The organism is Mesorhizobium waitakense (genome assembly GCF_056431085.1).
In genome coordinates this window covers 64189-87923 of sequence record NZ_JBWKME010000013.1, presented here as the reverse complement: position 1 = coordinate 87923, position 23735 = coordinate 64189, and the positions used below count along the sequence as shown (strand labels likewise).

At 62.4% G+C, this 23735-nt stretch carries 29 protein-coding genes and 1 tRNA gene; 11 read left to right on the top strand and 19 right to left on the bottom strand.

The window, feature by feature from the left end; genetic code table 11:
- Nucleotides 1–6: 6 nt before the first annotated feature.
- The gene (locus AC07FD_RS01735; protein WP_478348390.1) at nt 7–453 is read right to left on the bottom strand and encodes an iron-sulfur cluster assembly scaffold protein; all 447 of its coding nucleotides are present in this window, start codon (nt 451–453) and stop codon (nt 7–9) included.
- 238 nt (nt 454–691) lie between these two features.
- On the opposite strand from AC07FD_RS01735, the gene folE reads away from it, so the two are divergent.
- From folE to AC07FD_RS01720, 3 genes are all read left to right on the top strand, one after another.
- Nucleotides 692–1327 (top strand): GTP cyclohydrolase I FolE, encoded by a 636-nt coding sequence (gene folE, locus AC07FD_RS01730; RefSeq protein WP_477227371.1) that lies wholly within the window; start codon nt 692–694, stop codon nt 1325–1327.
- A gap of 34 nt (nt 1328–1361) precedes the next feature.
- Nucleotides 1362–1823, top strand: coding sequence for a phosphoribosyl-AMP cyclohydrolase (gene hisI, locus AC07FD_RS01725; protein WP_478348389.1), 462 nt, complete (start codon nt 1362–1364; stop codon nt 1821–1823).
- Between the two features lie 81 nt (nt 1824–1904).
- The gene (locus tag AC07FD_RS01720) at nt 1905–2879 is read left to right on the top strand and encodes a patatin family protein (protein ID WP_478348388.1); all 975 of its coding nucleotides are present in this window, start codon (nt 1905–1907) and stop codon (nt 2877–2879) included.
- 110 nt (nt 2880–2989) lie between these two features.
- On the opposite strand, the gene recJ is transcribed toward AC07FD_RS01720, so the two are convergent.
- The 8 genes from recJ to AC07FD_RS01680 all read right to left on the bottom strand — a co-directional run bounded on the left by recJ (nt 2990) and on the right by AC07FD_RS01680 (nt 10148).
- A complete protein-coding gene (gene recJ / locus AC07FD_RS01715; protein WP_478348387.1) occupies nt 2990–4774 on the bottom strand; it encodes a single-stranded-DNA-specific exonuclease RecJ in 1785 nt (594 codons plus the stop codon).
- 189 nt (nt 4775–4963) lie between these two features.
- Nucleotides 4964–5188, bottom strand: coding sequence for a DUF6434 domain-containing protein (locus tag AC07FD_RS01710; RefSeq protein WP_478348386.1), 225 nt, complete (start codon nt 5186–5188; stop codon nt 4964–4966).
- A 96-nt stretch (nt 5189–5284) separates the two neighbouring features.
- The gene (gene glpX, locus AC07FD_RS01705) at nt 5285–6268 is read right to left on the bottom strand and encodes a class II fructose-bisphosphatase (protein WP_478348385.1); all 984 of its coding nucleotides are present in this window, start codon (nt 6266–6268) and stop codon (nt 5285–5287) included.
- 207 nt (nt 6269–6475) lie between these two features.
- Nucleotides 6476–6643, bottom strand: a complete 168-nt coding sequence (locus tag AC07FD_RS01700; RefSeq protein ID WP_184873818.1) for a Thivi_2564 family membrane protein — start codon at nt 6641–6643, stop codon at nt 6476–6478.
- Between the two features lie 71 nt (nt 6644–6714).
- Nucleotides 6715–7071 (bottom strand): hypothetical protein, encoded by a 357-nt coding sequence (locus tag AC07FD_RS01695; RefSeq protein ID WP_478348384.1) that lies wholly within the window; start codon nt 7069–7071, stop codon nt 6715–6717.
- 137 nt (nt 7072–7208) lie between these two features.
- Complete coding sequence (locus AC07FD_RS01690) at nt 7209–8522, bottom strand: homoserine dehydrogenase (protein ID WP_478348383.1); 1314 nt, start codon at nt 8520–8522, stop codon at nt 7209–7211.
- Nucleotides 8523–8568: 46 nt separating this feature from the next.
- Entirely contained in the window at nt 8569–9786 is a 1218-nt protein-coding gene (locus AC07FD_RS01685; protein WP_095087834.1) for an LL-diaminopimelate aminotransferase, read from the bottom strand.
- 59 nt (nt 9787–9845) lie between these two features.
- Entirely contained in the window at nt 9846–10148 is a 303-nt protein-coding gene (locus AC07FD_RS01680) for a hypothetical protein (protein WP_478348382.1), read from the bottom strand.
- A gap of 173 nt (nt 10149–10321) precedes the next feature.
- Between AC07FD_RS01680 and AC07FD_RS01675 the strand changes: the two genes are divergently transcribed.
- The 5 genes from AC07FD_RS01675 (at nt 10322) to AC07FD_RS01655 (ending at nt 15197) form a co-directional block, all read left to right on the top strand.
- On the top strand, nt 10322–12157 hold the full coding sequence (locus tag AC07FD_RS01675; RefSeq protein WP_477415938.1) for a PHA/PHB synthase family protein: 1836 nt from the start codon (nt 10322–10324) through the stop codon (nt 12155–12157).
- 213 nt (nt 12158–12370) lie between these two features.
- Nucleotides 12371–13621, top strand: coding sequence for a YcbK family protein (locus AC07FD_RS01670; RefSeq protein ID WP_478348381.1), 1251 nt, complete (start codon nt 12371–12373; stop codon nt 13619–13621).
- A 284-nt stretch (nt 13622–13905) separates the two neighbouring features.
- Nucleotides 13906–13980, top strand: a tRNA-Glu gene (locus tag AC07FD_RS01665).
- Between the two features lie 169 nt (nt 13981–14149).
- A complete protein-coding gene (locus AC07FD_RS01660) occupies nt 14150–14668 on the top strand; it encodes a hypothetical protein (RefSeq protein WP_478348380.1) in 519 nt (172 codons plus the stop codon).
- A 97-nt stretch (nt 14669–14765) separates the two neighbouring features.
- On the top strand, nt 14766–15197 hold the full coding sequence (locus tag AC07FD_RS01655) for a pyridoxamine 5'-phosphate oxidase family protein (protein ID WP_478348379.1): 432 nt from the start codon (nt 14766–14768) through the stop codon (nt 15195–15197).
- Nucleotides 15198–15284: 87 nt separating this feature from the next.
- Here AC07FD_RS01655 and AC07FD_RS01650 read toward each other — a convergent pair whose 3' ends face one another.
- The 9 genes from AC07FD_RS01650 to AC07FD_RS01610 form a co-directional block, all read right to left on the bottom strand.
- A complete protein-coding gene (locus tag AC07FD_RS01650) occupies nt 15285–15569 on the bottom strand; it encodes a hypothetical protein (protein WP_478348378.1) in 285 nt (94 codons plus the stop codon).
- Nucleotides 15570–15646: 77 nt separating this feature from the next.
- A complete protein-coding gene (locus AC07FD_RS01645) occupies nt 15647–15805 on the bottom strand; it encodes a hypothetical protein (RefSeq protein ID WP_478348377.1) in 159 nt (52 codons plus the stop codon).
- A 29-nt stretch (nt 15806–15834) separates the two neighbouring features.
- Nucleotides 15835–16239, bottom strand: a complete 405-nt coding sequence (locus tag AC07FD_RS01640; RefSeq protein ID WP_478348376.1) for a TadE/TadG family type IV pilus assembly protein — start codon at nt 16237–16239, stop codon at nt 15835–15837.
- Nucleotides 16229–16669 (bottom strand): TadE/TadG family type IV pilus assembly protein, encoded by a 441-nt coding sequence (locus tag AC07FD_RS01635; RefSeq protein ID WP_478348375.1) that lies wholly within the window; start codon nt 16667–16669, stop codon nt 16229–16231. The genes AC07FD_RS01640 and AC07FD_RS01635 overlap by 11 nt, the downstream gene beginning before the upstream one ends.
- A 6-nt stretch (nt 16670–16675) precedes the next feature.
- Nucleotides 16676–17905: a pilus assembly protein TadG-related protein gene (locus AC07FD_RS01630; RefSeq protein WP_478348374.1), complete on the bottom strand. Its 1230-nt coding sequence runs from the start codon at nt 17903–17905 to the stop codon at nt 16676–16678.
- Nucleotides 17906–18131: 226 nt separating this feature from the next.
- A complete protein-coding gene (locus AC07FD_RS01625) occupies nt 18132–18518 on the bottom strand; it encodes a DUF6074 family protein (protein ID WP_478348373.1) in 387 nt (128 codons plus the stop codon).
- A 65-nt stretch (nt 18519–18583) separates the two neighbouring features.
- The gene (locus AC07FD_RS01620; protein ID WP_478348372.1) at nt 18584–18880 is read right to left on the bottom strand and encodes a DUF982 domain-containing protein; all 297 of its coding nucleotides are present in this window, start codon (nt 18878–18880) and stop codon (nt 18584–18586) included.
- A gap of 134 nt (nt 18881–19014) precedes the next feature.
- Nucleotides 19015–19254: a hypothetical protein gene (locus AC07FD_RS01615; RefSeq protein WP_478348371.1), complete on the bottom strand. Its 240-nt coding sequence runs from the start codon at nt 19252–19254 to the stop codon at nt 19015–19017.
- 112 nt (nt 19255–19366) lie between these two features.
- Nucleotides 19367–19789, bottom strand: a complete 423-nt coding sequence (locus AC07FD_RS01610; protein WP_478348370.1) for a hypothetical protein — start codon at nt 19787–19789, stop codon at nt 19367–19369.
- Between the two features lie 198 nt (nt 19790–19987).
- Between AC07FD_RS01610 and map the strand changes: the two genes are divergently transcribed.
- The 3 genes from map (at nt 19988) to AC07FD_RS01595 (ending at nt 22760) form a co-directional block, all read left to right on the top strand.
- The gene (map, locus tag AC07FD_RS01605) at nt 19988–20815 is read left to right on the top strand and encodes a type I methionyl aminopeptidase (protein WP_095087741.1); all 828 of its coding nucleotides are present in this window, start codon (nt 19988–19990) and stop codon (nt 20813–20815) included.
- A gap of 47 nt (nt 20816–20862) precedes the next feature.
- Nucleotides 20863–21621, top strand: coding sequence for a RadC family protein (gene radC / locus AC07FD_RS01600; protein ID WP_478348369.1), 759 nt, complete (start codon nt 20863–20865; stop codon nt 21619–21621).
- Nucleotides 21622–21998: 377 nt separating this feature from the next.
- Nucleotides 21999–22760 (top strand): hypothetical protein, encoded by a 762-nt coding sequence (locus AC07FD_RS01595; protein ID WP_478348368.1) that lies wholly within the window; start codon nt 21999–22001, stop codon nt 22758–22760.
- Nucleotides 22761–22840: 80 nt separating this feature from the next.
- Here the strand turns inward: AC07FD_RS01595 and AC07FD_RS01590 are convergent, their stop codons facing one another.
- Nucleotides 22841–23701 (bottom strand): NmrA family NAD(P)-binding protein, encoded by an 861-nt coding sequence (locus AC07FD_RS01590; RefSeq protein ID WP_478348367.1) that lies wholly within the window; start codon nt 23699–23701, stop codon nt 22841–22843.
- Between the last annotated feature and the right edge of the window lie 34 nt (nt 23702–23735).

The window sequence follows — 23735 nt, the reverse complement described above, 5'->3', positions numbered from 1 at the left end:
CGAAGTCTAGGCCGCTTCTTCGGCGCGCTTCTTCTCGATCTGGCCGATCGCGTCGACCACGGCGTCGAAGGTCAGCATGGTCGAGGCATGCCGCGCCTTGTAGTCGCGCACCGGTTCCAGATATTTCAGGTCCGCGAAGCGGCCGTCAGGCGGGGCGCCATTTTCCTTCAGCATCTTCAGCATGGCGTCGCGCACCGCGCGCAATTCCTCGGCACTCGCGCCGACGACATGCTGCGCCATGATCGAGGATGACGCCTGGCCGAGCGCGCAGGCCTTCACGTCGTGGGCGAAGTCGGTGACCACGCCGTCCTCCATCGTGAGGTCGACGGTGACGGTCGAGCCGCACAGCTTGGAATGCGCCTTTGCGGTCGCGTCAGGATGGTCGAGGCGGCCGATGCGGGCGATGTTTCCGGCAAAACCGAGAATTTTGGCATTGTAGACGTCGTTGATCATTATTTTCCAATCCGTCGCCGCCAAGCGAACAGCGATTGCCGCTGTCGTGTCTTCCTTTCGCTCGTCATGACCTTATATAATGTTGGCAGTCCGGTATCGACAAGACAATGAAAGCCAGTGTCCTTGCCGGGAAGTTCACGCCACTTACGGGCTGGAAACCGGGCAAGTTTCCGACACCGAAAGGTCGTGGTCCGTTCAACTCGTTCCTCCGCCGAGAGGGACTACGGGAGACGCCTTTATGGATGCCGTCATCAAGAAGCTCATGCCCCAGTCAGCCTATATGGAGAAGCCGGTCACCGACCGGCCGAGCGAAGCCGAAGTCGAGGCCGCCGTGCACACGCTTTTGCGCTGGACCGGCGACAATCCGGACCGCGAAGGGCTGGTAGACACCCCGAAGCGGGTGGCCAAGGCCTTCCGCGAAATGTTCGGCGGCTACGACATGTGCCCGTCGGAAGAGCTCGGTCGCACCTTCGAGGAGGTCGCCGGCTATGACGACCTGGTCATCGTCAAGGATATCCAGTTCCACTCGCATTGCGAACACCACATGGTGCCGATCATCGGCAAGGCGCATGTCGGCTACTTGCCGGACGGCAAGGTCGTCGGCCTGTCCAAGATCGCGCGCGTGGTCGATATCTTTGCCCATCGCCTGCAGACCCAGGAGGCGCTGACGGCGCAGATCGCCGGCGTCATCCAGGATGTGCTCAATCCGCGCGGCGTCGCCGTGATGATCGAGGCCGAGCACATGTGCATGGCCATGCGCGGCATCCGCAAGCAGGGCTCAACCACCCTCACCTCGACCTTCACCGGCGTCTTCAAGGACACGCCCGAAGAGCAGGTTCGTTTCGTCACCATGGTGCGCGGTGGCGGGGTGTAAACCCCTAGCCAATATCGCTAGATAAGGACCGGCGATGTCGGCACTGGAATTTCCGAAAGCTCCCTCGGACAAGAAAGCGTTGGAGGAAGGCGCGGTGTTTTCACCGCGCTTCGACGCAACCGGTCTCGTCACGGTGGTCGTCACCGACGCCGAAGATGGCATGCTGCTGATGGTTGCGCACATGAATGCGCAAGCACTGGCGCTGACGCTGGAGACAGGCATCGCCCACTACTGGTCACGCTCGCGCAGCGCGTTGTGGAAAAAGGGCGAAACGTCAGGCAATTTTCAGCATGTCGTCGAGATGCGCACCGATTGCGATCAGGATGCATTGTGGCTGCGCGTCAAAGTGTTGGGCCACGACGCAACCTGTCACACGGGCCGACGTTCATGCTTTTATCGGACGGTGGGGCTGGTCGACGGCAAGGGGACGCTTGTTGACGACGGCAGCAAGCCGCTGTTCGATGCGGAAACCACGTATCGGAAACCATCAGCTTGAACCTTCTGCCTGATCCAAGTCACATAGATTCACCATTTCGATACGGCCCGCCTTTATATTAGCCGTGGGACAAGGGAGATCATGATGCTCGAGTGGGCGTCATTGCGTAACAAACCTGATGTCAGGGAGGCCAATGGCCTGTCCTCGTCGGGCGGCGCATCCGAAACAAAACCACCAAGGAAAACCGGCATTTCGCTCGCCCTGGGCGGCGGCTGCGCCCGAGGCTGGGCGCATATCGGCGTGCTGCGCGCGCTCGATGAAGCCGGCATCGAAGTCTCGATGATAGCCGGCACCTCGATCGGTGCCCTGGTCGGCGGCTGCTACCTCTCAGGCAAACTGGACGAACTGGAAGAATTCGCCCGCAGCCTGACCAAGCGACGCATTTTTGGCTTGCTGGATCTCAACCTGCGCGGCAGCGGCCTGTTCGGCGGCATGAAGCTCGACGCCCGACTGCGCGAGCACATGGCCGGCATTCGTTTCGAGGACCTGGCTAAGCCGTTCGTCGCAGTCACCTCCGAAATCCGCACCGGCCACGAAATCTGGCTGTCGAGCGGCTCATTGATCACCGCAATGCGCGCCTCCTATGCGCTGCCCGGCGTGTTCGAGCCGGTGAATTGCAACGGCCGCGTGCTGGTCGACGGTGCGCTCGTCAACCCGGTGCCGGTTTCGGTCTGCCGCGCCTATGAGCAGCCGCTCGTGGTGGCGGTCAACCTCCACTACGATCTGTTCGGCCGCGCCGCCGTCATCAAGCACAGCGCCGGCGAATTGGTTGTCGAAAAGGATGCGCCGCGGCCCGGCCGGGTCGATGCCGAGCACCAGTCGCATCAGACGCGGCTCGGCATAACCGGTGTAATGGTCGAGGCCTTCAACATCATCCAGGACCGCATCTCGCGCGCTAGGCTCGCCGGCGACCCGCCCGACATGTCGCTGCAGCCGAAGCTCAGCCATATCGGCCTGACCGAATTCCACCGCGCCGACGAGGCGATCAGCCTCGGCTATCAGGCAACGATGGCGCAGATCGGCGAACTGACCCGGCTGCAGTCCGTTCTCGCCTGATCAATGTCTTCCAAAGCACGGAAACAAACGCTTGACGCGCGCCGACCAACGCGAATGGCGCCAGGCGAATTTCGGAAGCAAATACGATCCTAGGCCGCCCCACGGTGACCTTACGCACGCGCCGCGTCGATGATGCGAAACTGCACCGTGCGGTTGCCGTTCCAGTAATTGCCCGACAGCGAGCCGGCGACATGCACGGTCTTGCCCCGGTTCTTGAACAGGAATTCGCCAAGTGCGGTATCGACGGCGCGAAAGGCGATCGCCTGGATGCGGCCGCCACTTTCCGACTGCAGCTCGACGCGGATGTGGTTGGTGCCAACCGGCCGTGCATCTGCGAGCCGGTGACGCGGCAGCACGAAGACCGGCGCCGCATGCCCGGCGCCGAACGGTCCGGCTTTCTCCAGCGCGTCGAGAAGGACGAGCGTCGCGCCTTCGGCGGCAAGCGCCCCATCGATCGCCAGGCTTTCCTCGCCTTGCAGGCGGAACACGTCGGCCGCCGCCCGCTCTTCGAAAAACGCCCTGAGCTCGCCAAGCTTCGCCCGCTCCACCGTTATGCCGGCCGCCATGCCGTGGCCGCCGCCCTTGATGATCAGCCCGGCATCGGCCGCCTCGCGCACCAGCCGGCCGAGGTCGAACCCCGATACGGAGCGACCCGAGCCGGTGCCTGTGCCGCTGGCATTGAAGGCGATGGCGAAGGCCGGCCGGCGCGCATGGTCCTTCAGCCGTGAAGCGAGCAGGCCGACAATGCCCGGGTGCCAGTTGTTGCTGGCGGTGACGACGATGGCAGGGCCGTTGCCGCCTGCAAGCTCGGCATCGGCCTCGGTGCGGGCTGCCGCCAGCATCTCCTGCTCCATCAATTGCCGTTCCTGGTTCAGCCGGTCGAGCGTCTCGGCGATGGTGCGGGCCTCGACCGGATCGTCGGTGGCAAGCAGGCGACTGCCAAGTGCGGCATCACCGATGCGTCCGCCGGCATTGATGCGCGGGCCGATCAGATAGGCGAGATGGAAGGTGCTGATCGGCTCGCCGATGCGCGACACCCGTGCGAGTGCAGCCAGCCCTTCGTTCTTCTGCTGGCGCGCCATTTGCAGTCCCTTGACCACGAAAGCGCGGTTGACGCCGGTCAGCGGCACCACATCACAGACGGTGGCAAGTGCGGCAAGATCGAGCAGGGAAAGCAGGTCCGGCGGCGTGGCATCGACTATCCGCCCGCGCAGGATCTTGGCCGTCTGCACAAGGGCGAGGAAGACCACGCCGGCGGCGCAGAGATGGCCCTGTCCCGAAAGGTCGTCGTCGCGATTGGGATTGACGACGGCAATTGCCGCCGGCAAGGCACCGCCGACCTGATGGTGGTCGAGCACGACGACATCGGCGCCGGCCGCATTGGCGGCGTCGATGGAAACGGCGCTGTTGGTGCCGCAATCGACGGTGACGATCAGCGTCGCGCCGCGGGAAACGAGTTCGCGCATGGCATCGGGGTTGGGGCCATAGCCTTCGAAAATGCGGTCCGGAATGTAGATTTCCGACGGCACCGAGAAATGCGCCAGGAACCGTTTCAGCAAAGCCGACGAGGCAGCGCCGTCGACATCATAGTCGCCGAAGATTGCCACCTTTTCCTTGGCCATGACGGCAGCGGCGATGCGGGCCGCCGCCTTGTCCATATCGGTCAGTGACGCCGGATCCGGCAGCAGGTCGCGGATCGTCGGGTCGAGAAACCGCTCGGTCTGCTCGGCGGTGACGCCGCGACCGGCAAGCACGCGCGCGACGATGTCGGGCACGCCGTGGCCTTGCGCGATGGCGAGCGCGACCATGTCCTGCCGCTCGGTCAGCCGGTGCTCCCAGGAAACCCCGGTAGCCGACTGCCTGACATCCAGGAAGAGGCGTTTGTCGCCGGTCATGCGTTTTGCCAACTCATAATTGGCCGCAGGATAATGCATGTCGCCCAAAAGTGTGCAGCGGTTTTGGGACAAAAACATGCACAAACAACAGCCTAAAGCACGTCGCGTGGGCGCGACGCGCTTGAGGCCAAAGGCTGGCAAAGCCAAGCGGTTCGCGGCGAGGCGCCGTCACGGGAGATGTCAAGAAAACTACGCTTTCCGCTTTTCAGCCTGGCGCCGCAGCCATTCGTCGGCCGCATCGCCCATGGTCTTGTCCGCACCGTCCTTGAGCCAGGCCATGAAAGGCCGGTCGAACCTGAACGCATCGCCGCATTCGCGGGTGAAATAGCGGCGCACGTTCTGTGTGTTGCGATAGGACTTCGTGACGGCTGTAGCACTCGAAATCGCATCCGCGTGCCAGTCGAACGGTTTCATCGTCAAATCCTTGCGGCCAGCATCATCCGATGCAGCCACAGGGCTAACAACTGCCATGCTGGTCCGCAAGGACCCAAGCCAACAACGGAAAGAAACCTAGAACTTATCCAGATCCTGGTGCCTGGCCTTGATCTCGCGCACCGTCCGCGACGACGAGCGCAGCACGATCGTGTGGGTGGTGATGGTGTTGCGGCCGAACTTGACGCCGGCCAGCATGTTGCCGTCGGTGACACCGGTGGCCGCGAACAGCACGTCGCCGCGCGCCATGTCTTCCGTCCGATAGACCTGCTTCGGATCGGAAATACCCATCTTTGCGGCGCGTGCTACCTTTTCCGGCGTGTCGAGGATCAGCCGGCCCTGCATCTGGCCGCCGGTGCACCGCAACGCCGCCGCTGCCAGCACGCCCTCCGGTGCGCCGCCGGTGCCGAGATAGATGTCGATGCCGGTCTCCTCGGGATCGGTGGTGTGGATGACGCCGGCGACATCACCGTCGCCGATCAGCCGGATCGCGGCACCCGTGGCGCGCACGGCGTCGATCAGCTTGGTGTGGCGTGGCCGGTCGAGGATACAGGCGGTGATGTCCGAAACCGCGACGCCCTTGGCGCGGGCAAGGCTGGCGATGTTGTCAGCCGGCGAGGCGTCGATGTCGATGACGCCGTCGGCATAGCCAAGACCGATGGCGATCTTGTCCATGTAGACGTCGGGTGCGAACAGCAGGCTGCCCTTTTCGGCGATCGCGATGACGGCGAGCGCATTGGGCAGGTTCTTGGCGCAGATCGTCGTGCCCTCGAGCGGATCGAGCGCAATATCGACCGCCGGGCCTTTGCCCGAGCCGACTTCCTCGCCGATATAGAGCATCGGCGCCTCGTCCCGCTCGCCCTCGCCGATCACCACCGTGCCCCTGATGGCAAGCCGGTTGAGCTCCTGGCGCATGGCATCGACGGCAACCTGGTCGGCCGCCTTTTCGTCACCGCGCCCGCGCAGCCTGGCAGCCGCGACAGCGGCCCGTTCGGTGACGCGCACCAGTTCCATGGTGAGTATCCGGTCAAGGCCGGCGACAATGTTCTGGGCCACATTCATCTGGCAATTTTCCTCGTTGATATGCGGCCTCCCGCCGGAGGCGCGTCTCTTTTGTCAAACGACCATGACAACGGCAAGACCTCGCGGGGGTTTTATCGAATAGCCAGCAATATCAATCGATTAAACCACATTCTTGAAACAAAGCCGGCCCAGTCGCAAAGAACCGGGCCGGCTTGAATAGGGGAAATCGCGCCTCGGCGGCGTAGTCTAGAAAACCGCAAGGTATTTGAGCAGTGAAATGATGCCGATGATGAGGACGATGATCTGGGCGATCTGTCTCATCCGGGCGTCGAGCGGCAGGCGCTGAACCAGATAGAGGACGAGGATGATGACGAGGAACGTGATCAGGATGCTGATCAACATCGATGAAGCCATGGTGCCCTCCTGGAAATGATATGCTGAAAACAGAGAAATGAGCCGGCAAGGCCGGCTCCATCATTCCGCGGTCAATACCAGCGGCGCGAGTTGTCGTTCATCGACTGGCCAATGGCCAGGCCGGCCAGAAAGCCGAGCAGGCCGATCACGCCGATCACAGCTGTCGTCGTACCGGGATTTTCGCGCGCGACTTCCGACACAGCCTGCGCCTGGCTGCGCAACTGCTGTGCGGTTCGCGACGCGCGGGCCGCGGCTGTATCGTACAAATCCGAAGCCTGCTCGCTGGCGTCGTCGAGCATTTCCGCGCTCCGCGCTGAAATGCTCTTGTTGATCTTGGCGATTTCCTTGCGCAGTTCGGCGATCTGCTTTTCCAGCGTCTTCTGGATGTCGTCGATGTGAGGGCTGTCGGACTTGTTGGTATCGGCCATGAAGAGGTTCCTTTGGTTGCTGACCAAGGAAACGGCGCCCACGCGAATTCGTTCCGGTCGATCGGTGCGGCTTGCCGCCAGACCGATGCGCAATACCGGCGGGATTCCTGTCCCGCGCGGCGCCCTGAAGAGGGAAGCTACCCTGCCCGCTCGATGCGGATGACCTGCGGCTTGTCGGTCAGATGGCCATCCTTGGTGATCCCGTCGACGGCCTTGCGTACGGCGGCCTCGGTCGTCTCATGCGTCACCAGGATCACTGTCTTCTGCGCCGCCGCCTCGCCGTTGACCGCGTGCTGGACGATCGATTCCAGCGAAATGTCGTTGTCGGCCATGCGCTTGGCGATCGCGGCAAAGACGCCGATACGGTCATGCACGGTCAGCCGGATGAAATAGCCGCCGGCATGGCTGCGCATCTGCGCCTTCTTATAGGGTTTCAGCTCCTTCGCCGGCCGGCCGAAGACCGGACCGTGCTGGAAGCCGGGCCGGCTCTTGGCGATGTCGGCGATGTCGCCGACGACGGCCGAGGCCGTGGCGTTGCCGCCGGCGCCGGGGCCGGAGAGCAGCAGTTCGCCCAATATGTCGGTCTCGATCGCCACTGCATTGGTGACGCCGTGCACCTGCGCGATGACCGAGGCGGTCGGTACCATGGTCGGGTGCACGCGCTGCTCGATGCCACTGTCGGTGCGCTGGGCAACGCCCAGCAGCTTGATCCGGTAGCCGAGATCGCCGGCCGCGCGGATGTCGGCCTGGGTGATGTTGGAAATGCCTTCCATGTAGATGTCGGTGGCTGCGATTTTTGTGCCGAAGGCAAGGCTGGTCAGGATCGATAGCTTGTGCGCGGTGTCGTGGCCCTCGATGTCGAAAGTCGGATCGGCCTCGGCATAGCCGAGCCGCTGGGCGTCCTTCAGGCAGGCGTCGAACGAGATGCCCTCGGCCTCCATGCGGGTCAGGATGTAGTTGCAGGTGCCATTGAGGATACCGAACACGCGGTTGACCGAATTGCCGGCCATCGCCTCGCGCATGGTCTTGATGACGGGAATGCCGCCCGCTACCGCCGCCTCATAGTTGAGCAGCACGCCGCGCTTCTCGGCGATCTCGGCCAACGCCACGCCATGCTTGGCCAGCAGCGCCTTGTTGGCGGTGACGACATGACGGCTGGCTTCGAGTGCCGCCTTCACCGACGACCGCGCCGGCCCCTCATCGCCGCCGATCAGTTCGACGAACACGTCGATATCGGCTGTCTGCGCCATCTTGACCGGATCGTCGAACCACTTTGCCGAACTGACATCGACGCCGCGATCGCGTTTCTGGTCACGCGCCGAAACCGCGGTGACGACGATGTCGCGCCCGCATTGCCGGGTCAGTTCCGCCGCCTTGTCGCGCAGCACGCGCGCCACGGACGCGCCAACCGTGCCAAGACCGGCAATTCCAACACGCAATGCTTCAGCCATGGCCGGCGACGTCCCTCAAGTCAGATCGAAATTGTCTGCGGCAAACTTACCGGTGAGCGGAAAGCGGCACCACATTGTTGGGTTGCTTGGCGCTGGCCGATAGGAAGCGCTTGATGTTGCGCGCCGCCTGCCGGATCCGGTGCTCATTCTCGACCAGCGCCACGCGCACGAAATCGTCGCCATGTTCGCCGAAGCCGACACCGGGCGCCACCGCCACGTCGGCGTGTTCGATGAGCAGCTTGGAGAATTCGAGCGAGCCGAGATGACGGAACGGCTCCGGGATCGGCGCCCAGGCAAACATCGATGCCGCGGGGGCCGGAATGGTCCAGCCGGCGCGACCGAAGGCATCGACCATCACGTCGCGGCGCTTATGGTAGATGTCGCGCACCTCTGCAATGTCGGCGCCGTCGCCGTTGAGCGCGTGTGCCGCCGCCACCTGGATCGGCGTGAAGGCGCCGTAGTCGAGATAGGATTTCACTCGGGTCAGCGCCGAGATCAGCCGTTCGTTGCCGACCGCAAAGCCCATGCGCCAGCCGGGCATGGAGAAGGTTTTCGACATCGAGGTGAACTCGACGCAGACGTCGATCGCGCCCGGCACCTGCAGCACCGACGGCGGCGGATTGCCGTCAAAATAGATCTCCGAATAGGCAAGGTCGGACAGGATGATGATGTCGTTCTTCTTGGCGAAGGCGACCACGTCCTTGTAGAAATCGAGCGAAGCGACCAGTGCCGTCGGGTTCGACGGATAGTTGAGGATCAGCGCCAGCGGCTTCGGGATCGAGTGACGCACGCCGCGCTCGAGCGCCGGGATGAAGCCGTCGTCCGGCTCGACCTGCAGCGAGCGGATGACGCCGCCTGACATGATGAAGCCGAAGGCGTGGATCGGATAGGTCGGGTTGGGGCACAGGATCACGTCGCCAGGCGCGGTGATCGCCTGTGCCATGTTGGCGAAGCCCTCTTTCGAGCCGAGCGTCGCCACCACCTGCGTGTCGGGGTTGAGCTTCACGCCGAAGCGCCTGGCATAGTACGCGGCCTGGGCGCGGCGCAGGCCCGGAATGCCGCGCGACGAGGAATAACGATGCGTACGTGGATCGCGCACGACCTCGCACAGTTTGTCGACGATGGCCTTGGGTGTCGGCAGATCGGGATTGCCCATGCCGAGGTCGATGATGTCGGCGCCGCGCGAACGGGCGCTCGCCTTGAGCCGGTTGACCTGCTCGAAGACGTAAGGCGGAAGCCGGCGAACCTTGTGAAATTCTTCCATGGCAGTTCCAGACAGCAAAGGGGCCAGATATCTAAGGGCTTTGGGCGCGCGCTATATACTTATTTGCAGGTAGGGTCGAGGGCGGGATCGCATTTGCCTTCGATCTGCTTCAGCGTTTCGTCGCCATGCTTCTTGGCAAGATCCGTGAGCGCCGCCTGGTCGGCCACGTCGGGCTTGCCGTTCTTTGCCGCCTGCGCGCTCTCATCGGCCTTCAATTGCGCGAGCTTGGCGTTCTTCTCGGCATCGGTGAACTGCGGCGCCGCCACCTGCGGCTTGATGTTCAGGTTCGGAAAGGTGCCGGTATCCTTCGCCCCCGTCACAGGCGCCGGGCCGCTGGTGCTGGAGCAGCCGGCAATCCCCATGAGGACGATTGCTGCCCCAATGCGGCAAAAACGTCCGGCACCGAAAAAAACAGTCTCGCCAATGTTAATCGTCATATTGTTTCCTTGGCAGCCGCGGTAGAGCGAGATTGGACCCCGTCGGATGTCCCATGTTAATATGTCAAGAAAACGCTTCGGGAGGAACCCCGCGAACCATGTCCAAGACACCCGATTCGGGCAAAGCGGAAGATGACGAGCCTTCGACCGTCGAGCAATATCTGGTGAAGGACCCGGAACGCTTCGCCCTGAACATGGCGCGCATGATCGAGCAAGCCGGCAAAGCGGCCTCCGCATGGGCCGAGCCGCGCGAAAAAGGCGACGTGCGCGATCACGTCGCCGAGCCTGTCGTCGACATGGTGAAGACCTTTTCCAAGCTCAGCGAATACTGGCTGTCCGATCCGCAGCGCGCGCTGGAAGCGCAGACGCGACTGTTCTCCGGCTATATGACTGTCTGGGCCAACGCCATTCAGCGCACCAGCAACGCCGCGGAAGCCACCGAAGATGCCGTGAAGCCCGAACGTGGCGACAAGCGCTTCCTCGATCCCGAATGGGGCCGCAACGCCTTCTTCGATTTTCTCAAGCAGGCTTATCTCGTCACCTCGCGTTGGGCGGCCGATCTGGTCGAGCACGCCGACGGTCTGGACGAGCACACCCGTCACAAGGCCGGCTTCTACGTCAAGCAGGTGGCCAACGCCATCTCGCCGTCGAATTTCATCCTGACCAACCCGGAACTGTTTCGCGAAACCGTCGCCTCGAACGGCGAGAACCTGGTACGCGGCATGAAGATGCTGGCAGAGGACATCGCCGCCGGCAAGGGCGACCTGAAGCTGCGCCAGGCCGACTACTCGCCCTTCGAGATCGGCAGGAACATCGCCACCACCCCCGGCAAGGTGGTTGGCCGCAGCGATGTCGCCGAGATCATCCAGTACGATCCGGCGACCGAGACGGTGCTCAAGCGACCGCTGCTGATCTGCCCGCCATGGATCAACAAATTCTACATCCTTGACCTCAACCCGCAGAAATCCTTCATCCGCTGGGCGATCGAACAAGGCCACACCGTCTTCGTCATCTCCTGGATCAACCCGGACGAGCGCCACGGCACCAAGGGCTGGGAAGCCTATATCCGCGAGGGCCTGCAATACGGCCTCGACACGGTCGAGAAGGCTACCGGCGAACGGGACGTCAACGCGATCGGCTATTGCGTCGGCGGTACGCTTTTGGCGGCGGCACTGGCGCTGATGGCGCGGGAAGGCGACGACCGCATCAAGTCGGCCACCTTCTTCACCACACAGGTCGACTTCACCTATGCCGGCGACCTGAAAGTGTTCGTTGACGAAGAGCAGGTCGCGGCGGTGGAGAAGTCGATGAGCGAAAAGGGCTACCTCGACGGCACCAAGATGGCGACCGCCTTCAACATGCTGCGTTCGGGCGACCTGATCTGGCCCTATGTCGTCAACAACTACATGCGCGGCAAGGATCCCCTGCCCTTCGACCTGCTTTACTGGAATGCCGATTCCACCCGCATGGGCGCGGCCAATCATTCGTTCTACCTGCGCAACTGCTACCTGGAGAACAACCTCTCGCAAGGCATGATGGAACTGGCGGGCCACACGGTCTCGCTCGGCGATATCACCATCCCGATCTACAACCTCGCCTCCAAGGAAGATCACATCGCGCCGGCGCTTTCGGTGTTCCTCGGCTCGAAATACTTCGGCGGCAAGGTCGAATACGTCATGGCGGGGTCGGGCCATATCGCCGGGGTCGTCAATCCGCCGGCATCCAACAAATACCAGTACTGGACCGGAGGGACGCCGACGGGCGATTTCGGTGAGTGGATAGCCAAGGCCACCGACCATCCCGGATCGTGGTGGCCGCACTGGCAAAGCTGGATAGAGGCCAAGGACAACACCCGCGTTCCGGCCCGCAAACCCGGCAAGCATATGAAAACCTTGGGCGATGCCCCCGGCACCTATGTGAAAGTGCGTGTGTAACGGACTGTAATGTCTGGTGAGTTGACGGACCGGCAAAAGCGGGCGAAATGGTGTCGTCAACCACCGCGCGGCCGTAATTCGGCAATAACTGCAAAAATACTTCCAGGCTTGCGGATTTGACACAGGTCTCGTTTCCGGATCGGAGACAACGGTCACTTGGCACCGATATCAGGGCCGCGCCAAGGATATACCGACCGGACATCGAGGGGGAATTTGACTTTGAAATCAGCAGGATGGAGCCTCGCAAAGGGAGAACGCCGCGCCGTCGTGGCAGCGCTCTGCTCCCTGCTTCTGGCCTCCTGCACCTCGGCCGGCGACCCGACGATGTCGGTTGGAATGCCCGGCTACAATGCCACCGCATCGGACATAAGCGCTGCCTCGAATGGCAAGTCGACCACCGTCGTCGATTCGACGCAGACCACGACCGAGCAGACGACCGTGATGACGGCAAGCGATACGGCACTCCCTGAAAAGGTCGCCTATGTGCCCGTGGCCAAGCCGCAGGCCGCCTTTCCGCTGACCACGCCCGCTGGCACCGAGACGATCGCGGGACAAACCCCGCAGTCCCTGCAGCAGCCGGCGCAGACGGCGCAGCAGAACGACGCGGTTGCCCAGCAGATCGCCGCCGCCGATGCCGGCGTGAACGCGCCGAAGCCAGCTGCCGCGCCAGTGTTGGACAATGCGGTCTACGTGACGGCAGGCGAGATGCCGCAGGCCGACGCGCCGAAGAAAAAAGGCTTCCTGGCCTCGATGTTTGGCGCCACGCCCGCCTCGGCCGCGCCTTCCCCGCTCATCAACACGAGGTCGGGCGACCTGCCCGCGGCGCAAGCCAAGCCGGCGCCAGCAGCCGTAAAACCGATCATCACGCTGGCCTCGGCCGATTCCACGGCAAAGCCGCTGCAACTGGCCTCGACCGGTGGCGAGAGCGGCCACATCACTGGTAGCGATGCGCTGCCCGGCGTGCGCCAGACAGCCCTGTTCGAGATCAAACGCAAATCCGGCCTCGACGACGAGAGCGACGTCGACCTCAACGAGGACGAGGGTCCAATCGGCGGCTCCTATCAGGTCGCGTCCGCCGCCGGCATGGCGCGGTTGGCGCCCAACGGCTTGCTCAAGCAGAACGAGAGCGTCGATGTGGCTTGCCTGAAGCCGTCGCTGGTCCGCGTACTGAAGACGATCGAAGGCCACTACGGCCGCAAGATGATGGTGACATCAGGCTATCGCGATCCGGCCCGCAACCGCCGCGCCAACGGCGCCAAGAACTCGCTGCACATGTACTGCGCCGCCGCCGACATCCAGGTTCCCGGCGTTTCGAAATGGGAGCTGGCGAACTACATCAGAAGCATGCCCGGCCGCGGCGGCGTCGGCACCTACTGCCACACCGAATCCGTCCACGTCGACGTCGGCCCCGAGCGCGACTGGAACTGGCGCTGCCGTAGGCGCAGCGGTGGCGGCGACGGCTAGTCGCGCAGCGGCGCCGCGTCGCTTCGCTCCTTGCTCCGCCCGTGGATAACGAAGCGATAGCCGCGTCTCCGCAGCTCGCCAAGGCATGCGCCCTGCCCAGACCAAAGTCTTCCCTCCCTTGCCCGCTTTGGCAGGGCCGCCACTCGGCATAATTGGCAGCACACCGGCGTCTTGCCGGACGCGACAACATCCCTGTTTTGACAGGCTGGAAAAAAGTTGTCCAAGGCGGCACCTGACGGGTTGCCGGTTGCGCACAACGCCAGTATAAGCCGCTTCGTCTGAGCGCGCCCATCGTCTAGCGGTTAGGACACCGCCCTTTCACGGCGGTAACAGGGGTTCGATTCCCCTTGGGCGTACCAGACATTTCAAGCACTTAGTGGCTCTCCCCCCTCTTCCGTCGAATATCCGCCGAATAAACGTCCGCGAATTTGCATGGACGGCACCTGATTGATTCCGCCGACGTTCCTGCGACTACCGGTAGGTCCGGGCGACATGGATGTGACATGAAGAGCAGGCCAGGAGGATCGGATGCTGACAGGTGAATGGTTTGTCGCTGCATCGAAGGCCGATCCGACCGGGAAGCTTGACCACGGGATAGACCTCATCGAGAAATACCGGGAGGCACTTTCTCGCCAGCACCGCCTCATCTTCGCTGCATGGCGTGCGAAGGATTTCATTCAAGCCCTAGCTCAACTGCACTTCTTCCTCATCTCGCTTGACCGGATGAACGACGGCCTGACGATCGTGGCTGAGAGGCTCGGCGGAGATGTCGCTAAATTTGTCGCCACCATAAATTTCGAAGACTACAAAGACGCTCGCAATCACTTCGAGCATCTGGATGACCGTTTGTTTGGCACCAAGCGGAATGCGCCCGAGTCGATCACTGAGGGCGGCGCGACAAGACTGGTACACTACGGACTGTCGGGAAAGGATCAGCAGTTTGCTTGGGGCAAAAAGAGCGTGGACATCTCGGAGAAGTTTTTGGCCATGTATCTCGGCTATGTCGCGAAGGCACGTGAACTGACCAGGGTCGCTCTCAAACTGTAAAGGCAAAGCCCGCCACCGTGAGGCAGCGGGCGCACAGGTATTATGGCTTGGATGCCGATGATAGGGTCGCGGCCATTCGCGCGGAGGACGTGTCAAAATGCACAGGAACGATCGATGGCAACTTGTTCGCGATTTTCTGGCTAGGCATAAACTCGGGGCTATCAGCACTGTAAATCCGGATGGATCTCCAGAGGCAGCCGTCATACAGGTGACGTTGGGCGAGGATCTCAACATCGTGTTCGACAGTTTTCCTGGAAGTCGGAAGCTGGCAAATATCGAACGAGACAGCCGGATCGCCATGGTGATCGGTTGGGACGAAAACGTCACCGTTCAAATTGAGGGCCGGGCCCGGCCTGCCAAGGCTGACGAAGAACAGCGGTTAAGGGATGTTCACATAGCGAACTGTCCGCTTGAAGCAGAGTTTCTGAAGCAAGGGGCACAACTATTCACAATTCAGCCTCGCTGGATCCGCTACTCTGATTTCCGGGGTGAACCAATCGCGTTTGAGCTTACCGGCGGCGACTTGTAGGTTTGGGGAATGATCCGGCCCCAGTCAGAAAGCCCGCCACAGTGAGGCAGACAACCGGCATGATGGTGGGCCGCCCCCAGCCTAGTTTTACTCTGCAAGCGCTTCTTCGGGCGGCGGTGTCAACACGGTGATGTCCATTCTGGCGATCCTCGATGCAGCGCCACCCAGCGAGTTAGGATCTCTGTCGCCTGTTTCGGCAACCATTGCCTTAGCGCGATGTCCTACGCTGTCGGCGCTCTTGCCTGGCGCGAATCCTTCGCCTGTTTCTGGCTTTGTCGCTTTCAGTTGACTGTCAGGTACCTGCCGATGCTGACTTGCAATAGCCGAAACCATAGCTCCCTCCTTTGGTGAGGACATGATGGTATCTGCCATGGCTGTTGCGAGACTTAGCATGCGGAAGGCCCGCCACCAGAGGCAGCGGGCTTCACTATTCTCATCGGGAATTTTAATCAGATCACCAGCAGCGTTTGAACGATCTGCTGCGCAAGGCGTATGTTTGTCGTCTGCTGCTCGTTGAAGTCGGTATCGTGCTGCTCGCCGCTGTGACACCAATCAATCGCGTGCGCCTTGACGCAATAGCCCTGAGAATCGTACCCGTCTTGCGTCACGCCAAAAGCCCATAGCCAGGCAGACTACCCTAACTGCCGACCAGCGGCACTGTAACCGTGGTCGCATAGTTGATCGGGAAATCGCTGAAGTAGGGGAAGTTGATGACGAAGGCATAGGTGGCGGTCAGATGCGCCATGCGGAAGCCACCGCTCACCGGATCGATGGCGATCGTGACGATCACATCCTTCAAGCCCAGGGCCTGCAATTTCTGTGTGGCGATGGACTGGATGTCGGCCTGGGTCAGCGTGTTCTGAAGCTGCAGCGAGCGTGATGATGTCTCCAACGTATAGCGAACGCTGGACACGGCGTTCATCGCCCAGCCGAAGGCGAAGATTCCGAACAGCAGCATGATGAGAAAGGGCGCGATCAGCGCGAATTCCAACCCGGTGCCACCCGATCGATCCCGTCTGAATGCGCCTGCCCTAGCGGACACGGATCACCTCCGAGTGGCCGATGACGCTGGAGCCGGAAAAAACGCCGAAGGTGAAGGGCGGCACCCAGGTGGCCGATGCCTGGATCTGAACATAGACGGATGGCACCTTCGGCCCACTGCACAAGGCGGAAGCATCGACCACGGTCGTCCCGCACATGTAAATCCGGCTTAGCGTGACCTGACCATCCGCCGGTCGGTTCTCCCAACTCGAAATGGCAACGGCCTGGGTCACCGTATCATTGGTCGATCCTTCCATGATCAGGTTCGCCGCGGTCTTCACGCCGGCGCGCATCGACAGCGAGTTCGTCATATAGGACCAGCCATCGGCGATGCCGAGCAGCGCCACGCACAGGAAGGGCAGGATCATCGCGAACTCGACCGCGGCAACCCCCGCATCATCGCGCAGCATCGGCTTCGATCGGCGTTCCATGGAGGGCTACTCGACCAGTGCCACGGACTGCGTGGCCGGAATGTCGCGCATTCCGAGGCTCGTGCAATCCTGACTGATGGTTGAGTTGCCGGACCATTGGATCGTGTCCGCAACGACCTGGGTGCATCCGTTCTGGCCAGAGAAGTTGCCGAGATAGTTGACCTGCTGCTTGGGGAAATAAAGCGCGCCCGTCAGCAGCGAAGCGGCCGTGCCGTTGAAAGTGCTCTGTCCGCCAGTGCTCGTTCTGTCACCATACATCAGCACGCCGGAATAAGTGCCTGATGTCGGGGCACTCAAAGAAACGGTGGCGTTACCGTTCATCGACACGCGCGAGGAGCCAGCGAGGTAAATGGTGACGCCGTCACCAGAGACATTGGCGTTCGCATTCACCTTGAAATCGCCACTCTGGATGACATAGACGCCGGGCTGCAGCGTAACGGTGCCGCTGAGGCTGAGCCCGCTGCAATAGGTGCCGGGTTTCAGCGTCGACTTGTTGGCGTTCTGGCAAGGGTTCGAGGCAGCCGGAGCCGGTAGGTCGGAAAATGGATCGGCGGCGGGCAGCGCCTGGGTGATCGGGGCCGCGCAGACGGTCGTGACGGGATTGCTGAGAGAGACGCCGCCCGCCGTTATCAGGCAATCGGCCTGGAGCCCCGCCGAGCCCTGAAGCTTGATGGCGTCAGACGCGATCGAGTTGGACATCACCGAGCAGCCGATGAGCTTGACGCTGGTGTTGCCGGAAAACAATGCCGCCTGCGAAGCGGACGGATCGAGCGCGAGCACGCAGGCCTTCGAAGCATTGGTGATGAGGGCCACCGCCCTCGCATGTTCGGGAACCTGGCCCTGCGTGAAGAGCGAGGTGAACATCCGGTCGAGGTTCTGGCCGACGACGACCTCGACCGCCTTCTTCGCCGTATTCGGCCCGGATGCAGGTGGCGTATTGACGACGATCGTGCCGGAGCCCAGCCCGTTTGATGCGGCCGACTGGGTTGCGGCCGCGACGATCGTCGGCTTGTCGGACCCTGAGATTTGTTCGAGCGCGCCGGCATAGGCGGCGGCGTCGGCGGTCGCCTGCAGCCTCAGGCTGTTGTAGTACCAGTAGGAGGTCTCCACCCCGAAGCCTGCGGCGCCGACGACGATCGGCAAGGTCAGGGCGAAGATGGTGGCAACGTTTGCGTTCGTACCCCGGCATATGCCGTTCGCTCTAAGTCGAATTCGGGTAAAGCAACTGAGGGTCATGAGATAGATTAGAAAACATGCATATGTGAACGAAGGGCTAAAAAGTTCGGTTCATTTTTGAGCAGTGATCTATTGGCTTCCAAAAACAAGCTGTTTGTTGGCTGATCAACGCGCACAGGACAGCTAGGTGGGCGGAAAGCTCGCGTCCGGAGATAGTTTATCATTTGCTAACAGGGCAACTGCTTAGCGAGTAACCCGTGCCCCTGATTGCCGGATGGACCGGACTTCAAGCGGAAAGAATTGGTGTCGACCCGGCGGCCGCTCTAGCCGACATCTCCCGCTGTACGGCAAGGAAGAATCTGCGCACTTCATCGCTAGCCGCTATTTTGTCCCTGCCGGATCCGACAACGAGCTCGAGCAACTCCGACGCCTTGGCCCTCCAGAACGAAGTGGCGGTATCGCCATGCAGGTTGTCGAGTTTGGCGGCGACTTCCCTCACCAAGAATATTTGACGATCAATCGGGAATGCGCGGACTTTTTCTGGAGACATCTTCCGAACCATGAACTGACGCAACGAATCAACCATTGCTGAACAAGCAATGGCGTAGCCGCGAATGTGGAAACGGAAGCTTAACGGCGCTGGCATTGACGCGTCCAGATCCGCCCACGGCATCGCCGGGTCCGTTCAAACGCGATCGCCGGCATCTCAATCGGGACAGGTGAAAACGGTGGACGGCCTCAAGCCTGCAGCGTTCTCGCCTCGCCGCCACGCTTGCGCGGCCTCATCATGTCCTTGGCCATCAGTCCGCTTGCACGACAAAACGCCATGAACGCCCGGCAGGCGTCTTCGGTCTTGACCACGTCCACCGTGGCGCCAAAGCAGGCGTTGAACGCCTTCTGATAGATCGGGCCCTGACGGCGCACAGGCCAGCCCTGAAGAATATCGAGCGCCTGTTCGACGCTGTAGATCTCCTCGACTGGCAGGCCGGGCGCGGGTGCTATGCGCACCGGAACCTCGAATTGCAGTCTGTCCATGTCCCTATCTCCCGAACCGGCGTCCCAACGCTGTTCGTCGTCAAAAATTGCTTCGACCGCCTTTGGCGCAGAAATGTGTCGTCACTGCGGTCGCGACCCCTTTGTGATCGCGACCGCGCCAAGGGCCGCCAGGCTTAATGGTTCGCCGGATCCGTCTCAGCGTCGAAAGCCATGCGGGTGGCGGCGATCAGCACAAATAGGGTCGGCACGGCGAAGAGGCCCCCGAGGACAAGTGCCGCCATTTCCGACAGGCCGAGCGTCTCGGCAACCGCCCAATAGACGGTTCCGATGCAGATGAGCGCCTGGACGGAGAGAAACGCGGCAGCCGAGGCGGCGCGCGACAGGGTTTTGAATGTCTTGATGCGTTGTTGCATTGAAATGGTTCCGGAAACAACGCGCCGCGCGACTGGTGCACGGCCGACAGCCGCCGCACGGTCACGACGCGAACAGGGATAGATCTGGGGTGAAGCTGCGGTCCTGGACCGCTCAGGCCGCGATGGTCGGCGGCGCGCGCGGCTGATGGGCATTTGCCCTGGGTCCCGAGGGCGCTTCGTATCCTGAAACAGCCGTTTTCGGCGAAGTCCGTTCAAGCCAAGGAAAGACAACGTCGAGAATCGGCAAAGCGGGATAGCCGCTGGCGAACTTGACCAGGGCCGGCCGCCCGGCCCGAACCTCCAGCGCATGCGCCTTGCCGGTGACACGCAGCAGTGCCGCCGCTTCTACAGACCGTTCCAGGCCGATGCTGGCGCGGCCCGATGCAGCATCCGCGAAAGCTGGCACGTCAGGGCGCCCGAGGCACAGCATCGCCAGCAGCACCATGCCCATCAGGCATGAGCAGGCTGTCGTCAGCGGCGCTTCGGGCACTCTGGTGCGCTTGGCCGCCGTGAAGGGACCCGGTCTCGAAAACATCACCCGCCCTAACGCACGATGGCCGGAAAGGAAAGCAAGCCGGGCAAAACCGGCAAGACCTCACCTCATACAAGGCGAATATCCCGAACTGTGCGGCTGCCTCGAGCAGTTCGTCCTTGAACCTTTTGCCCCCAAGTGCCAAATCTGGGGAGATTTTCACGTCGGCCTCTGCAGGGCCTACCCGGCTATACGGACAAAATGGTCACCTATCTCGACGCCGCCACCGCACCACTCAGAAACACCGGCCAGATCCGCCTCTATGGCGAGGAAGGCTTTGCCGGCATGCGCAAGGCATGCGATCTCACCGCGCGCTGCCTCGACGAGCTGGTGCCGATGGTCGAGCCTGGCGTCACCACAGAAGCCATCGACCGCTTCGTCTTCGAATTCGGCATGGACCACGGCGCGCTGCCGGCAACGCTCAACTATCGCGGCTACACGAAGTCGTCCTGCACCTCGATCAACCATGTCGTCTGCCATGGCATTCCCGACAACAAGCCGCTCAAGGATGGCGACATCGTCAACATCGACGTCACCTACATCCTCGACGGCTGGCACGGCGATTCCTCGCGCATGTACCCGGTCGGCACAATCAAGCGCGCCGCCGAGCGCCTGCTGGAGGTCACCCATGAATGCCTGATGCGCGGCATTGCGGCGATCAGGCCGGGCGCCCGCACCGGCGCCATCGGCGCCGCCATCCAGACCTATGCCGAGGCGGAGCGCTGCTCGGTGGTGCGCGACTTCTGCGGCCACGGCGTCGGCCAGCTCTTCCATGACGCGCCGAACATCCTACACTATGGCAGCGCCAATGAGGGCGTCGAGATGCGTCCCGGCATGATCTTCACCGTCGAGCCGATGATCAATCTTGGTCGCCCGCACGTGAAGGTCCTGTCGGACGGTTGGACGGCGGTGACACGCGACCGCTCGCTGTCGGCGCAGTACGAGCACACGATCGGCGTCACCGACACCGGCTGCGAGATTTTCACCCTGTCGCCCAACAAGCTCGACCGCCCCGGCCTGCCGGCCTAGTCTTGTTTTGCCGGTTCTTTCCGGCCCAGGAAAATGCGGAGCAGCTCGTGGGGACCGGAAGCGACGACGACGAGCGAGGCTTCTTCTCCGAAGTGCCGGTCCGGCCGGCGGCGAAAGCAAAGGCGCTCAACGACAAGCCGCACTATCTCGGCCATCGCGACCGCTTGCGCGAGCGCTTTGCCACGGCCGGTCCGGACGCCCTGCCCGACTACGAATTGTTGGAACTTCTGCTCTTTCGCCTGATCCCCCGCGCCGACACCAAACCGGTGGCCAAGGCGCTTCTGGCGCGCTTCGGCACGCTGGCCGAAGTGCTTGGCGCACCGCTTGCATTGCTGCAGGAGGTGAAGGGCATCGGCCCCGCGGTGGCGCTCGACCTGAAGGTCGTCGCGGCGACCGCGCAGCGCATGGCGCGCGGCGAGGTCCATGGCCGCGAGGTCCTCTCCTCATGGACGCAGCTTCTCGACTATTGCCGCTCGGCAATGGCCTTCGAGGAGCGCGAGCAGTTCCGCATCCTGTTCCTCGACAAGAAGAACGCGCTGATCGCCGACGAGGTGCAACAGGTCGGCACCGTCGACCACACGCCTGTCTACCCACGCGAGGTGATCAAGCGCGCGCTCGACCTCTCGGCGACCGCGATCATTCTGGTGCACAACCATCCGTCAGGCGATCCGACGCCATCGCGCGCCGACATCGAGATGACGAAGGAGATCGTCGACGCGGCCAAGCGGCTGGGCATCGCCGTGCATGACCACATCATCATCGGGCGCAAAGGCTATTCCAGCATGAAGGGCCTGCTGCTGATCTAGTGCGATGAGCTATACGCTGGCGAAGTCGTGTTTGCGGGGAGAAGCCAGGCGTTCGCGCGTGACATATCGGTGGCGCCGCACTGGATCGCACCCACCGACTTCCCTCGTTTCAACGCCTTTCCGACAACCACTCGACCACCGCTACCGTGCCGCTGGTGGGCAGACTAGGACCATGGTCTGGCCGGTATGGGACTTCAGTGCCGCGACGGTCTCATGGCGTTGATTTATATTGGAATATCAAATGGTTATGGAGTTCGTTGGTTGTCAGGCTCGCGCATTGAAACCGTATTTGTCTAAAGTTTATTGCGCACGATTAGTGAATCCTCATATGACGCTGCTCTAGCGGTTGGGCGGAGGTTCCTCAAGGAGGAGATATCATGACAAACCGAAAAACTCTGTTAGCGGCGCTCGCCGCATTGGCGCTTCTGGCGTCTCCGGCGCTCGCCGGAAACGGGCACGGCAACGGCGGTGGCAATGCTGGCGGCAATGGTGGAGGCAACGGCCACGGGCACGGCCACGCCGGCGGCAACGGCAAGAGCGGGGCTTCGCATGGCAAGTCTGCGTCGGCTCCGGGGCGGGCGGCCAAGGCGGTAACCGACACAACGACCGACACCACGGTCAATACGAAGTCCGTGCACAAGGACAAGAACATCCATGCCAAGCTTGGCCGGCTGAACTCGCTGCAGCGCAACATCAACGCCTACATGAACTCCAAGAGCAAGAAGTTCGCCGGCATTCAGGCCTTCGTGACGCAGTCCGCGATAGCCAAGAACGCCCAGATCGCGGCTGACGAGGCGGCCGCGGCGGCGGCCGACGCCCAGGATAAGCTGAATGCCCTGAATGCGCAGTTGACCACGCTGCAGGCGGACCCGTCCGCCACGCCTGAACAAATCCAGGACCTGAACGATCAGATCGCTGCTCAGCAGGCCGTTGTCGCCGCCGACAACGCGACGGCCGCCCAGGCCCAGGCGGCGGCTGACGCGGCAACGGTCGGCACCGATCAGGCATCGCTCGACGCGGCGCTGACGGACATGGCCAACAAGCCGGTCGACGCCGATGTCACGGATTGGGCCGAGGGCGTGCTTGCCGACAAGATCGACCAAATGGCCGACGCGCTCCAGAAGGCGGGGACACCGTAGGTATCGCGACCCAAAACAGCAGTCTAGGAAGATGCCGCCGGGCCTGGCCTGGCGGCGTTGCTGTTTCCTGGTCTCGACTTTCACGTTGAACAAAGCGTCGCGATAATTTCTTCGGGGCCAATGCGTCCCTTGACAGCACTTGCGCCTTGATTGGCGAAGTCGATCCAGCCCTCGTTGAAGCCGTCCAGCATGCGCATGCGCGGCCCCGGATTTTTCATGCCTTGGGATAGGAACAGGCCCTCCCAAGTGTCCCGGGGTACCGTTTCGACCCGCACCGGCCGTCCCAACGCCTTGGTGAAGGCGATCGCCAGGTCGTTGGGCGAGACACGGCGCGGGCCTTCGAGTTCGACCACGCGCCTGCCCGTCCAATGCTCCTGGATCAGGTCCGCCGCAATCCGCCCCACATCGCTCGTCGCGACCATCGCGAACGGCTTGTCGGCAGGCATCAGGAAGCTCGAGATCACACCTGTGTCGCGTGCGGAGGCGACATCCCACATTGCGTTTTCGAGGAACCAACCCGGTCTCAGGAAGGTCACCGGCAACGGCAGCGCCGAGAGCGCCTCTTCCAGCATCGTGCGCTGCGACAAGAGATTGTCCTGCGCTGCATCGGCTCCAATCGTCGACAGGCAAAGCACTCTGTCCGGCAGCGCGGCCTTCAGCGCTTCGACGATGGCGTCGATGACCTTGCGAGCCTCGGGGTAGCCGGGCTCGGGGTCGAACTCCGATGGGGGCAGGATGAAGACCCCCTCGGCGCCGGTGAACGTAGCTGTCAGCGCCTCGGCGTCCTCAAGTCCGGCAAGTACGACCTCGCAGCCGCGTGCCGCCCATTCTTCAGCTTTGTTGGCGTCCCTGACCACGGCGCGGACAGGCCGGCCCTGTTCCAGCAAGGCGCGGCCGAGCGCTCCGCCGACTTTTCCAGTGATTCCGGTGATGGCATACATCGTCGTTTTCCAATCTCTCGTTTGTCTGGGGTAG